The sequence below is a fragment of the Bacillus sp. ISL-57 genome (genome assembly GCF_018613135.1).
GTDB classification, from domain to species: Bacteria; Bacillota; Bacilli; order Bacillales; family DSM-1321; genus Peribacillus; species Peribacillus frigoritolerans.
Genome location: NZ_JAGGQV010000020.1, coordinates 73,175 through 86,656 on the forward strand (window position 1 = coordinate 73,175; position 13,482 = coordinate 86,656).

10 protein-coding genes and 1 pseudogene are annotated in these 13,482 nt (G+C 36.7%); 6 read left to right on the forward strand and 5 right to left on the reverse strand.

Annotation, left to right across the window (positions count from 1 at the left end; translation table 11 throughout):
* Positions 1-6: 6 nt before the first annotated feature.
* Complete coding sequence (locus J7I90_RS22735; protein ID WP_214773874.1) at positions 7-1,068, reverse strand: ABC transporter substrate-binding protein; 1,062 nt, start codon at positions 1,066-1,068, stop codon at positions 7-9.
* An 847-nt stretch (positions 1,069-1,915) separates the two neighbouring features.
* Here J7I90_RS22735 and J7I90_RS22740 point away from each other — a divergent pair.
* The gene (locus J7I90_RS22740; protein WP_214773875.1) at positions 1,916-3,133 is read left to right on the forward strand and encodes a cytochrome P450; all 1,218 of its coding nucleotides are present in this window, start codon (positions 1,916-1,918) and stop codon (positions 3,131-3,133) included.
* Positions 3,134-3,448: 315 nt separating this feature from the next.
* Here J7I90_RS22740 and gloA2 read toward each other — a convergent pair.
* Positions 3,449-3,822: pseudogene (gene gloA2, locus J7I90_RS22745) on the reverse strand (SMU1112c/YaeR family gloxylase I-like metalloprotein).
* A 514-nt stretch (positions 3,823-4,336) separates the two neighbouring features.
* Between gloA2 and yyaC the strand changes: the two are divergent.
* The gene (gene yyaC / locus J7I90_RS22750; RefSeq protein WP_098186968.1) at positions 4,337-4,870 is read left to right on the forward strand and encodes a spore protease YyaC; all 534 of its coding nucleotides are present in this window, start codon (positions 4,337-4,339) and stop codon (positions 4,868-4,870) included.
* 93 nt (positions 4,871-4,963) lie between these two features.
* On the opposite strand, the gene J7I90_RS22755 is transcribed toward yyaC, so the two are convergent.
* Both J7I90_RS22755 and J7I90_RS22760 read right to left on the reverse strand, forming a co-directional pair.
* Positions 4,964-6,274, reverse strand: a complete 1,311-nt coding sequence (locus J7I90_RS22755; protein ID WP_214773933.1) for a CitMHS family transporter — start codon at positions 6,272-6,274, stop codon at positions 4,964-4,966.
* A gap of 253 nt (positions 6,275-6,527) precedes the next feature.
* Positions 6,528-7,391, reverse strand: a complete 864-nt coding sequence (locus J7I90_RS22760) for a LysR family transcriptional regulator (protein ID WP_214773876.1) — start codon at positions 7,389-7,391, stop codon at positions 6,528-6,530.
* Between the two features lie 149 nt (positions 7,392-7,540).
* Here J7I90_RS22760 and J7I90_RS22765 point away from each other — a divergent pair, with 149 nt between their 5' ends.
* A complete protein-coding gene (locus J7I90_RS22765) occupies positions 7,541-8,668 on the forward strand; it encodes a 2-methylaconitate cis-trans isomerase PrpF family protein (RefSeq protein WP_214773877.1) in 1,128 nt (375 codons plus the stop codon).
* A gap of 58 nt (positions 8,669-8,726) precedes the next feature.
* Positions 8,727-8,873: a hypothetical protein gene (locus J7I90_RS22770; protein ID WP_164468794.1), complete on the forward strand. Its 147-nt coding sequence runs from the start codon at positions 8,727-8,729 to the stop codon at positions 8,871-8,873.
* Between the two features lie 644 nt (positions 8,874-9,517).
* Here the strand turns inward: J7I90_RS22770 and tcuA are convergent.
* Positions 9,518-11,029 carry an FAD-dependent tricarballylate dehydrogenase TcuA gene (gene tcuA, locus J7I90_RS22775; RefSeq protein WP_214773878.1) on the reverse strand — a complete coding sequence of 504 codons (1,512 nt, stop codon included), beginning with the start codon at positions 11,027-11,029 and terminating at the stop codon, positions 9,518-9,520.
* 268 nt (positions 11,030-11,297) lie between these two features.
* Between tcuA and J7I90_RS22780 the strand changes: the two genes are divergently transcribed.
* Complete coding sequence (locus J7I90_RS22780) at positions 11,298-12,158, forward strand: LysR family transcriptional regulator (RefSeq protein WP_214773879.1); 861 nt, start codon at positions 11,298-11,300, stop codon at positions 12,156-12,158.
* Between the two features lie 47 nt (positions 12,159-12,205).
* Positions 12,206-13,330, forward strand: a complete 1,125-nt coding sequence (locus J7I90_RS22785) for an AbrB family transcriptional regulator (RefSeq protein ID WP_214773880.1) — start codon at positions 12,206-12,208, stop codon at positions 13,328-13,330.
* Positions 13,331-13,482: the final 152 nt, after the last annotated feature.

Here is a 13,482-nt window from a genome sequence, read left to right on the forward strand (position 1 = left end):
TTCTAATTATTTTTTAAAAGCCTTTTCTATATAACTATTTGTCCAAATAACATCTTCAGTTGTATCCTGTTTAGTAGAAACGCCTGATATCTTGCCAAATTCAACTAATGGATCCTGGGCATTATCCCAAGCTTCTTGATTCATTTCTCCATAGCCTTTAAAAGTGTTTTTCAATCCGATTAGTGATTCCTCTAGGATATCAACATCAATTCCATCAAAATAAGATTCGATTGATTCGGCTGCCTCTCTTGGATTATTACGTGTGAATTCCATACCTTTCCCTATTGCCCGAACTACTTTCAAAGATGTTTCCTGATTTTTTTCTAAATATTCCTTTTTAGCAAAAACGGCTTCCCAGACCATATTCCCATACATTGGCTCTTCACTTGTATTAATTACAATCTCGCCAACATCTTTACTTTCCGCCTGTAAACCCATTGGAGGCGATGCTATACCACCGTCAACAATCCCCTCCTGCATACCGCCAATCTTCGATCCATCTCCAGCCAATTTGACGGTTTTAAGCGTATCGGGGTCAACACCATGCTTTTGCATTAAATAGCGTGTGTATACGTCTCCAGAATCACCGACAAGGTTTGTACCGATAGTTGCGCCGTTCAATGAAGCCACTCTATCTTCAAACGATGAGTCTTTAGAAACATTCTTTTTCTTTTGATATTGTTTAGAGAGAGTAATTTGATAGGTTAGCGCCGAATTTAAAGATTGAATTGCCAATAAATCTTCACCTTTGTCAAGAGGAGTAAACATACTTCGAGGACCTGAGACTGCAAACTGAGCTTCACCTGATAATACAGAAGCGATGACTTGTGCTCCTCCACCACCAGATACAATCTCAGCTTCAATTCCTTCTTTTTCAAAAAATCCTTGCTCAATGGCTACATACAATGGGGCTACTGACAATAACCGTGCCGGTTCCGTAAAAGTAAGCTTAACCGCTTTTCCTCCCGAATTCCCTTTGTTTTCTTTAGTTGTTTCGTCACTTGTACCGCATGCAGATACTACTAACACCAAACAAAGCAGAACGAACGCCATATTATTCTTAAACATATTCCTTACCCCCTAAATCAAATATTTTTTACACTTCATTCACTAACTAACTATATTCCTCCTCTAATTAAGTTTTATATACAAAACAAAATTTCATATACATATCAATTCTAAATCAGCTGTCCCGATTGGGTCAATTATATTTTTTTGAAAATTTAGATAATTAGGCAGATTACTGTACAAAAAAAACACTCATTTAAAATCATGAGTGCTCTTTAACTCTTGAGATACAATTTTCTGCTTCTGTAAAAATAACTCTGTTGCATCATCAAGATAAGAAGCGATGCCATCTACCTGCTTCATATTGTTAAGATCCATAAATCCGACAAATCTGTTCTTCAATATTCTGCTTACATCCGGGAGTGAATTAGATACAACTCAATCAAGGGGAAATTAAATTAAGGGAAGGTCCACACCAACTGCCAAGGCTAATGATTATATCATAAGATCCTTTTATATCTTGTAATTTCCATTCAGTCATCCTCTATACTAATTTCCTAAATCGCTTGATTATATCATCCATTTCAAAGGCAAGATGCTTAGGCCCTCTTGCACCATGGGATAAGTTGGACAATTGGGGCTATAAGGAAGAGAGAACAATTCCAGCTGATACTCCCCTCCGACCACTTGGGGTACCGGTATGACCTTAAACGAGAAACTATGAATTCAAAAGAGTTTTTCAATAGTGGTGAATCAAATAAACCGAGTCATTACTTTCTTCTCATTGAAAAATATCTCAATTTATGTCAATTGAAACCAAATTATGAGTTTGTTATCTTAGTTAATGAACCGGTTCATGACTAGTTTATGTAAGAATATTAGTCACAATAAAAGGAGAGATGAAACCATGACACAAGAACGTAAATCAACAAGCACAGTGGAGCAGTATGCAAATCTCATCCCCATGAGCGAAATTGCTTCGAACGCAGATCAATTATTTCCTTTTCCAATCTTTAATAGTTTACGACAAAATACTCCTGTAAGGTACGACGAGTCTCGAAGCTGCTGGGATGTGTTTCGATATGAGGACGTTCATTATATTCTAAAAAATCCAAAACTGTTTTCTTCGGAACGAGGGTCTGGAACTCTTCAAGGAAGCATTTTGACAATGGACCCTCCTAGACACACAAAAATGAGAAATTTAGTGAACAAGGCATTCACTCCTAAAGCAGTGAAAGATTTAAAAAATAAAATTGAAGAGGTGACACTTTACCTGCTCGATCAAGTAAATGAGAAGGGGACTATGGACCTCGTTCATAACCTTGCTGGTCCGTTGCCTGTCATAATAATTGCCGAATTATTGGGGGTCCCTGCCAAGGATCGGGATCTTTTTAAAACCTATTCTGATGTTCTCGTGGCAGGCGCCAAAGATAATTCAAATGAAGCCTTTCAAATAATGGCACAGAAACGTAAGGAAGGAAGTGAGTTTCTTAGAGAATATTTCAAAAAAATAATTTTAGAGAGAAAAGTTAATCCTGAAGAAGATTTAATTTCGCTATTATTAGCAGCAAAAATTGATGGGGAAAAATTAACAGAAGAAGAGGTACTATCTTTCTGTGTTTTATTATTAGTTGCGGGAAATGAAACAACAACTAATTTGATTACAAATGCCGTACGCTATATGACAGAAGATAAAATCATTCAAGAACAAGCTAGGACAAATCTTCCTTTAATACCAAAATTGGTAGAAGAAACACTACGCTTTTATCCTCCAATACAGGCAATTGGCCGTGTTGCAAAGGAACAAGTCAAAGTTGGGGGCAAAACAATCCAAAAGGGGGAACAAGTAATTTGCTGGGTCGCTTCGGCAAACCGGGATGAACAAAAGTTTGAAGAACCTAATCGGTTCACATTAGAAAGGAAATTAAATCCTCATTTGAGTTTCGGGTTTGGCATTCATTTTTGTTTAGGTGCCCCGCTTGCACGTCTAGAAGCAGAAGTAGCTCTCGTGACACTATTAAGTACATTTGCAAAATTGGAAGGTGTACAAGGAACTGAGCTGGAGGCGATTCCAAGTCCGTTCGTTTTTGGAGTGAAAAGACTTCCTTTAAAATTCACAAGATAATGAGCCTTGCTGCCTAAGAATATAAACGAACATAGATTAGGTAATGAAAAAGGGAGTATATTAAATTAAGACCTCTTAAAATTGATTATTCGTAAAGCATTTGTCTCAGAAGATATTAAATCCTACATTTATCCAATTATTAAAAATTAAAATGTACTAGGTTGATAAAAACTTAATATATAATTCGGAATTTATGACATAAAAATTACAGAAACAAAAATGGAAATCACAAAATGAGTTCCATTTTTGTTTTGAGTACTTCTTTGTTTTAGGGCACCTTCATGAAAGACTTTTCTTATCAAAATATACATAACCCTACTGCAAATAATACTTTCCATATATTTCAAGAGGTAAATCATCCAGATCACAAAAAAAGGTAAACCTTTTTCCTGTTAACTCATCAACACGGATAGGTTCGACTGGAATGTTTTCTTTTTCTAAATCTTCAATCGCTCGATTAATATCTTCCACTTCAAAAGCAAGATGTCTAAGCCCTCTTGCTTCAGGATAACTGGACGATTTGGTCTATCAGGAAATGAGAACAATTCAAGCTAAATTCCCCCTCCGACCATTAAATCCAATTTATACGACTGCCTATCTGACCGATATGTCTCCTTCACGATATCACACCCTAATTTTTCATAATCGGAACAAATTATTGCTACATGATGTATTTTTTTTACCTTCATTTCTTACCTCCCTAAGAGCATTGGTTAGTTTTAAAAATCATTTTAACAAAGTTATCCATTAATAAAAACTTAGTTTTCACTGCTTCCTTCGGAATATACTGCACCATACTGGTACATCCATTTTCCTTTCACCTGGATATAGGTCTATACAAAGGGCGTATAATATAAGTTAATCTAAAAAAACGTATAATAAAAAAGGAGCCTTCCCCTCCTACTCTCTAGATCAATAATATAGATTCCTAGAACGCTGATTATGTTAATTAACTTTGTATATTGGTGTACTTGGTTGTAGTTTAAAATAAAGTCGTTACGTTTTCTAGTTGTAAACCAACTCCCACTTCCTCGCCAAATAAATTAAAGGGGATGTTTTGAATTACTGCCATTTTTCAGAGTGTTAACTATCATTCTCTAGCATATGCTTATATTTACATGCATGATATCCTTTTTGTTCGTATAATAGGACACAGGGGAATTAAGATGAGTCTAATTTACAAGAAGAGGAGCAATTTGTTCTGTGGAAACAAAAGGCGAAGAAATAAACTGCTTAGCATTAAAAGTCAAAGAGATTATTCAATCTTCTGGATGTCAAAATGAAGATGTAATCTTTCTGTGCATTGGTTCAGACCGATCAGTTGGGGATTCATTAGGCCCTTTAGTCGGGACAATGCTTAAAGAACATACGGTGCCTTATCGTGTTTACGGTACTTTGGAAAATCCCGTTCATGCATTTAATTTAAAAGACACATTGAAAAAAATAAAAAAACAATTCAAAAAGCCTCTTATTTTTAGTGTGGATGCTTGTTTAGGGAATCAAAACCAGGTCGGTTATGTTTTTTTGAAGGATGGACCTCTTGTCCCTGGGAAAGCTTTAAAAAAAGTATTGCCGGAAGTTGGAGATTATCATATTACAGGAATGGTCAATTATATAGATCCGCTGCCAACGATGCAATTTTTAAATGATACTCGTCTATACACGGTTATGAACCTTGCGAAAACAATCGTAAAAATAATTACTCAAGCTAGCGGCGAAACTTCTGGAATTAAATAAAAGAATGGGCTGTGCCAAAACCACTAATAATAATTGGTTTTGGCACAGCCCTACTTTGTTTAAGTTCGAAGAATTTATTAGATAACATTGTACTTAAATAATAGCCCCTGTCAAGATAGCAACAATGATAAGGACTAATGAACAAATTAGAGCCCATTTAAATGCATACCGCTGTAGTTCCCCGATATCTGTTTTTACCATCCCTACCAGTAAAAGAGTCGATGCCACGAGTGGACTTAAGAAATGTACAGGCTGGCCCAGTACGGAAGCTCTGGCAATTTCTAAAGGACTCACCCCATAAGCTTCTCCTGCTTCGGCAAGAATTGGCAAAACACCAAAGTAGTAAGCATCATTGGATAAAACGAACGTAAATGGCATGCTGGTGAACGCAACGACCATCGGTAAAAAAGAGCCTAAAGAATCCGGAATGATGGCCACTAATGAATTTGCAATGGCATCTACCATTTTCGTTCCGGAAAAGATCCCTGTGAAAATACCAGCCGCAAATACTAGTGTGACGACGGTAATAGCATTTCCTGCATGTGACACGATTCGCTCTTTTTGCTGTTCTAGATTAGGGTAATTAATGATTGAAGCAAGCACAAATCCGATTAGAAACAACACAGGTACCGGCACTAAGCCCATTACAAGAATGACCATAACCGTGAGCGTCAACGAAAGATTGACCCATATTAATTTAGGGCGCTTTAAATCGTCTTGTATGGCGGAAGCTACCGCTGCTTCAGCCAGAGCTCCTTTCATTTCAGGTGCAGCTTTGATATGAACAACACCAAGCCTTTTGCGCTCTTTTTTCCCAAGTACGTAAGCGGTAAAAAGAATAGCTGCAATACCTGCGAATAGTGTTGGGATAATCGGAACAAAGAATTCATTTGCATCCAGACCTAGAGATGCTATTGCTCTTGTTGCAGGCCCTCCCCAAGGAGTCATGCCACTCATAATACTTACAGCCAGCATAGAAATAGTGGCAAGAATAAGTGGATTCATACCAAGGCGTAAGTAAAGAGGCAGCATAGCGGAAATCGTAATCATATGAGTCGTGGTACCATCACCATCTAAGGCAACGGTCATTGCGATTACTGCTGTACCTAACGCTATTTTTACCGGATCCCCTTTTACGATTTTCAACATGGTTTTAATGAGTGGATCAAATAATCCAGCGTCAATCAGAACTCCGAAAAACAAAATAGCGAACAATAGCAAAGCGGCTGAAGGTGCGACAACCTTTATTCCATCGAGCATCATATCTCCGAGCTCTGGACCAAATCCGCCAATTAATGCAAAGATAATTGGAATGACCACTAGAGAATTAACAGGTGATAACCGTTTAGACATGATTAAATAAGTGAAGACAACGACCATTGAAATTCCAAGTAACGTAAGAATATGAATTCCCTCCCATTAAAGAAACCGCTTACAAACCAAATGAAAAAGTTTGAATAGTTAAAAAATATTATATAATATCTTCTGGTTCCCAGTTGCTTTATTTTCTATTTTTAGAATAGTTCATATCATCAAATAAGTGAAATACATATTTTTTTTACTTTTTCGAAAAAAAAACTTATAATCCATTTTGTATTAAATTAAGAAATCCAAAAAAGCACTATGAAATTTTCAATGATTTCATAGTGCTTTTTCGTTAAAGATTGGAATTTTTATTCAAGAAATCAATAAAGTTTTTCACAGTAGAGAGTTTTAATGAATCCTGGTTATACATTAACCATGTATTTCTTAATACCGGCTTCCCATTTTTGTAGGATAACCCGTATGTATGCAAATTATCTGAAGGCTGCAGGCATATTTCCGGCAGAATGGAAACACCAAGATCATTTTTGACCATCTCCTTGCACGTCTCCTGCCGATCCGTTTCCATAGTTACAAATGGTGGCTCCGGGAATCTATCATGCCACCAGCCATTTATTAAGTTTTTTAAAGAACTGTCGGTCTTATAATTTATGAATGGAAGTTCCGGCAAATTATCCAAGTCTACCTCTTTCTTAGAAATTAAACAAAGTCTTTCTTTATGCAGTAATGATTTGATTCCATACCATTCATAATTTCCACGCAGTATGCCTAATTGAACACTAGAGGAATCCAGAAGATGCATGATTTCAGTACTCCACCCTGTATTCACATTAAATTGTACATAAGGATATTGTGTTGAAAACTTTTTCAATATTTCTGGTAGTTTATATTGGGCAAAGTTGCTGGAAACGCCAAGCCTTAACGTTCCTCTTACCTCATTTTTCATATTCAGCATATAATCTTTCGTTTTTTGCAACTTTTTCACCATTTCTTCCGCATAGCCCGCTAAATGTATCCCTTCTGAAGTGAACTCAATGCCTCCTTTTATTTTGAAAAATAGGTTTGTGCTAAATTCTTTTTCTAAATTTTTTAGCCGGTACGTTAGCGCCGGCTGCGATATATATAAACGCTCTGCGGCACGGCTAATGTTTTTTTCTTCATATAGTACCCTTATCGCAATCCAATCTTTTTCGTCCACTTAACCATCTCCCGATTTTTGGATTATAAGTTTTTTTATCATTTTTACTTAAAAAATATGTATTTTACTTATGAATGAACTTATCATACTATATTTTCAAAGGAACCGGTAGTGCTATAAATATTGATTTGAGAAAAGGTGGTTATACAATGAAAGTACCTGTAGTTGTAATGCGCGGCGGGACAAGTAAAGGTGTGTTCCTTAACTTTGAACATATGCCTTCGAATCGCTCACTCTGGGAAGATTTCTTACTTGACGTGATGGGCAGTCCGGATCGGAGACAGATCGATGGTCTTGGAGGAGCGAATTCATTGACAAGTAAAGCAGCGATCATCAAAAAATCAGAATCACCGGAATTCGATGTGGAATATACATTTGCGCAGATCAGCATCGATAATCAAATGGTTGATTTTAAAGGAAATTGTGGGAATATTTCATCTGCTGTAGGACCTTACGCAATTGAGCAAGGATTAGTCCCTATACAAGAACCTGTTACAACGGTGAAAATTTTTAACACCAATACACAAAAACTGATTATTGCAGAAGTTGAGGTTGAAAATGGACAAGTGAAAAAAGAAGGCAGCTGCTCAATTCCAGGCGTGCCTGGTAAAGGATCACCAATCTATCTTTCTTTTACTCGTGCTGAAGGAGCAGTTACAGGAAAACTATTCCCTACAGGAAATCCAATTGACATGATTAAAACGAAGGATCGGCTTATTCAAGTTTCAATCATTGATGTTGCCAATCCACTTGTTTTTGTAAGGGCACAGGATATTGGTCTAAACGGAAGCGAATTGCCCACTGATTATTCACAGGAAAAATTAAATGAGCTAGAAGAAATCCGGTCGATTGCAGCTGAAATGTGTCAATTTTCCGATAAGAAATCAGCAACTGTCAAATCTCCTGCTGTTCCTAAAATGACCCTAATTGCTCCTCCTATGGATTACGTAGATCTAAATGGATCGGAAAGAAAAGCGTCAGAGATGGATTTGATGATCCGAATGATGTCGATGCAAAAGCCCCATCAAGCGCTTGCTATTACAGGGGCCATCTGTGCAACAGCAGGGGCTTACTTACAGGAAACGGTTTTATCTGAGATGGTGAACATTAAACAGGAAATTTTTCGATTAGCCCACCCGGCAGGGATCATGGAAACAAAAGTTGATTTTTTGGCAGGACACATACGCGCTATTAAAGTGGTACGTACAGCGAGAATCATATTAGAGGGATATGTGTACACGAAAAAAAATTACGAGCTTTCCTATCAATTAGCTTGATTTGAATTGATTTGCAAATTACAGCAAAAAAAATTATCTATCACTTGGAGGCTTTTCAATGTGGGTCATCACTGTCTTTTTAAAAGGAAATATTAAAATTTTTGAATTTGACACAGAAAAAGAAGCGAAAGAACTATTCAAAAATATGAAAGGCACTAAAATTCTTTCCGAAATAGTTTACTTCAATGATCCTTGTTTTGTATAAGTGAGTTTTCAATAGAGCCCAGACTATAATGTATCTCCAACTAACCGATGCCTACAAAATTCAATTATAAACTAGGATTGAGAATAGATGAAAATTTTCCGGGGGGAGCGCTCACCCTTATACTACAAGTTAGGATATACTGAATCCAGATTTTCATGGTTACTGGGTATTTAACCAAAAAGAAAACTAATTGTTTTCTATCATCCTTGTTACAGGGAAAAATACCCACAAACCAACCCATTATTTATTGAATGGTATCCTTTTTCACTGGCTCAATTTTAGCATCAATCGGAGCATAGGAAGAACAGCTATATAAATATATATCATACAAAATAGTTGATATCTGGTAACTGTTGATAAATCAGCGCTGACTTCATGCGCGATAGTGCCCATCTGATCGATTCAGATGGTGCTAAAATAGAAGAAAAATCATATTGTCTGGCCATCTAGACGATTAAAGTATACTCTAAAACTCATATCCCTATATGATATGAGTTTTAGTCAATGCATAAAGACTTTTAATATTTGAAGTACAAAACAGCCAAGAACTTTTTTAAGCCTTGGCTGTTTTTCATTCTTCTATTTAATGTAGCCCTAGATTTTTCGAACAAATTCTTATCTAATTAACTATGCAAGGAGAAGACTCAATGATTATTGACCGCTTCAACCTTTTCTTGAATATAGTGGGCTGCGGATGAACCAGCTAATTTTCCAAAGACCGCTCCAGACATTAACCCGGATCCACCAGGATAGTTTTCATAAAAAATCCCCCCAATCATTTCACCAGCCGCAAAGAGACCTTTTATCGGTTGTTCTTCTTTGTTTAACACATGACCTGTTGCATTTACATGCAAACCGCCGAACGAGAAGGTGATTCCGCACGTTACAGGGAAAGCGTAGAATGGACCTTGCTCTATTCGAAGTGCCCAGTTGGATTTAGGAGGGGTAATTCCTTTCGTTCCTTTGCCATCTTTCTCTGCGGGTCTATACTCGCCATCTTGTACCGCACTGTTATACTCTTCGATCGTTTTAAGGAATTGTGTTTGATTGACCGGCAGTAAACTAGCCAACTCTCCAAGCGTATCTGCTTTATAAAAAGTCGCTTCTTCAAGGTCATATTCTTTACGCAGCATCGGGCGTACCTGTGCATCATAAATTTGATATGCCACATGTCCAGGCTGTTTTAATACCTCACGGCCATATTTGGCATAAGTGTAATTTCGCAAATCTGCTCCTTCATCAACAAACCGTTTTCCTTCATTATTAAGCATGACGCTGTACGGATAAGAATGCTTTTTAAAAATATCTCCCGGCTTCGTGAAATCCCCTACTTTTGGCGCATTATAATCTGTACCAATAGAATGACATCCAGACCACTGCCCAAATTTTTGAGCCCCTACTGCCATAGCCATGGAAATGCCGTCTCCTGTGTTGAACTCGGTTCCACGAACAATAGCCGCTTCCCATTCTTCACCAATGTTTTCACTTCTCATTTTCTTATTGGCTTCAAAGCCGCCACAAGCCAAAATCACACCGGATGTCTGAACCGTCACTATTGTATGATCCTTCTCAACTACGACACCAGATATTGTGTTATTCTCTGATACGAGCTCCACAGCACGTGAATCGTACCAAACGTCGATGCCAATTTCTTCTGTCCGCGCAAAGAGCCGTCTCATTAAGCCAACGCCTTTATCTTCCGTTTTGATAGGCAGTCCCCCCCAGAAAATGCGCTTGCCAGCTTGTACAAAAGATTGATTTTCATAATTCAATTCAAATTTTATTCCCTGATCACGCATCCACGCAATTGTTTCATACGATCTAGAAACCAGCTGTTTTGCTAACTCAGGATTACTTTGTCCGCCTGTTACCCGCATTAAATCATTGTAATAGTCGGATTCCGTGTATTCAGGCATTACAATTAACTCGGATTCTTCATCTGTTAATTCAGGTATTATATTTCTGATTGCGTCTAAATTATTGTATGCCACACGAATGGCTCCATCCGTGAAGAAAGAGTTCCCTCCACGCTTTTCCACAGGTCCCCGTTCTAATACAAGAACTCTAGCACCTCCCTCTTTTGCTGAGATTGCGGCACATAAAGCTGCATTTCCTGCCCCTACTACAACTACATCATAATTTCGTGTATTCGACATCTATACCCCTCCTGATAAGTAGTGATAACGCTTCATGTAAATAATAAGTGATAATAATGAATAAAAATAATATTGTTTTTTTATTCATTGCCATAGAAAAAATTTATGAAAGAATGCTGGCAACGCAAAACTATAGTGAGTCTATTGATTTACATAAAAAGATAGATTTCTTTTTTCAATAGTTGTATTATACTTTTAGAAATCAAATAAATTATCATTTTTTATAATTACCCATAAATATTTTTTATGGTTAAAGGAGAAAAATTTTATGGATGAAAAAGACTGGCTTATATTAATTACTCTTTACGAAGAAAGGAATATAACAAAAGCAGCACAACGACTATTTCTTTCTCAGCCAGCTTTATCCTATCGTATAAAACAGCTGGAGAAAGAATTCAAAACAAATTTAATCTCTAGAGGCAAAAGAGGTGTCGAGTTTACAGTTGAAGGGGAATACCTCGTACAATATTCGAAAAATATGCGTAAGCAATTAGGAGCTGCAAAAGAACATATTTCAAATTTGGATAAAAAGGTAAAAGGAACTTTGCGCTTGGGTGTATCTGGCTTGTTTGCCCGATATAAACTACCAGTATTATTAAAAGAATTTCTAACCCTATATCCAGAGGTTGAAATCAGTTTGAAAACTGGATGGAGTTCTCAAATTCATCAGATGCTTCAAAAAGAAGAAGCACACCTCGGGATCGTTAGAGGTCCTTACAAATGGCAGGAAAATAAAGTGTTGTTTCAAGAAGAAAAGATTTGCATTGCCTCCAGTAAAAAAATTGAATTAAAAGAACTTCCTTTTCTTCCTAGAGTTAATTATCAGACAGACCAATCGTTAAGAAATACTATTGAAAACTGGTGGCAGGAAACATTTGCGGTACCACCTAAGATTTCAATGGAGGTAGATCGGATTGAAACATGTAAGGAACTGGTTCTTAATGGTTTAGGATATGCCATTTTACCAGAAATCTGTATTAAAGATGATGAACCACTGTATACTTTCCCCATTGTATTAAGCGATAATAGCTTTTTGCTTAGAGAAACTTGGGTTTTTTACCGAGATGTGACTATGGATTTGGCCCAAGTAAAAGCATTTATTGATTTTCTTAATGATTCTAAACAATAGAAATAAGACGAATCGAAATAAAACTAGTACAAAGGAAGAGAATTAACATGAAAAAGTGGGATTTAAATGATGCAAGCAAGACAATCCAATTTTCAGCTGCACTTCTAACTGCTTTTATTGGAGGCAGCCTTTTCTCTCTTATCAGGTTGCCAATCCCCTGGCTTCTAGGTCCAATGGCTGCCCTATTAATTGCATCACGTTTCAAAAACGTTAAATTAATTTGGCCCGTTTCGATGAGAAATACTGGATTAATTATTGTAGGTTATTCAATTGGCATCTCTTTTACCAAGAGCTCACTGTCTGACATGATTAGTCACCTTCCCTCAATGTTGATCCTTACAACCTTAATTGTCCTTGTGTGTGTATGTTCAGCTTTTGTTATGTCAAAATATTCCGGCATTGACTATCCTACCTCCTTAACAAGTAGTATACCTGGAGGTTTGTCACAAATTGTTGTGTTTGCAGAAGAAATGAAAGGTATTGATATTACGACCGTAACCTTTTTCCATGTTACAAGAGTGATCATGGTTGTTTTCTTAGTTCCCCTTTTAATTTTCAGTCCCATTTTTGCAGCGAATCGTACCAATGATTCCTCTAATATAATGGATAACGTTATTCCAGAGTGGAGTGATTTATTTCCTCTGATCTTTCTGTTCGCGCTTATTTGTTTTCTCGCAGCAAGAATAGGTAAAATATTCAAATTACCAGCTCCTTACTTTTTAGGACCAGTAATTGTTACTGCTGCAATAGGTCTTTTAGGTTTGCAGGGACCACCACTTCCTCCTTCACTTCTTGATATATCTCAATTTATGGTTGGCGGTTATATCGGTTTACTATTAAAACCGGAACAACTTGACAACAAAAGAAAAACCTTATTATTTGCTTTGATGAACGGACTGATTTTGATCTGCGCAACAATGTTTTTTAGTTTTCTACTGACCCATTATTATGATTTATCGGCTATTACGGGTTTTTTAAGTTTAGCCCCTGGTGGAATGGATCAAATGGGAATCATTGCACAAGAAGTAAATGCTGATGTATCTACTGTTACCAGCTATCAACTATTTCGGATGGCTTTTATTTATGCCGCAGTGCCTCCATTACTAAGATTGGTATTAAAATTAAGTTTAAGAAAAAAAGACAAGATCAGTAACGTTAAAACTAAATGTTAATTAAAAAAGGAGAGAGCTTTGCTCAAGGACACTGAAAAAGTCTGATTTATAAAGAAAAGAAGGTCATCATTCACAATATTAAGATGATGACCTTCTTTTTAAATACTAAAAATAGCATTAAATTTTTAAAAATTTCTTTATTGTATCACTTA